Genomic DNA, 235 nt, shown 5'->3' with positions numbered 1-235 from the left:
AAAGCAAGGGTTGGAACAGGTGATGATTGCGCCGATCGATGATCGTCACATCGACCTCGGCACCAGCAAGCTGGTTGGCAACCTCGATCCCGCCGAAGCCCGCTCCGATAATGACGACGTGATGTCGGTTTTTGGAGGTCTTTGTCATGACCTGATCTCCTCTCTCTCAGCGTTTCAGCGCCGATGCGTGGTGTGCCATATGCTCGCCAATGAAACTGGCAATGAAGTAGTAGCT

The 235-nt window shown here is 54.0% G+C and carries 1 protein-coding gene; it reads right to left on the bottom strand.

The window, feature by feature from the left end; all coding sequences use genetic code 11:
- Window positions 1–148: FAD-dependent oxidoreductase (locus AC3XQU_RS24915; protein ID WP_489876768.1), on the bottom strand; the 148-nt coding region annotated here is incomplete at its 3' end.
- Between the last annotated feature and the right edge of the window lie 87 nt (window positions 149–235).

Source organism: Telluria sp. AZSoR62, assembly GCF_058111565.1.
This window is presented reverse-complemented; position numbering and strand designations above follow the sequence as displayed.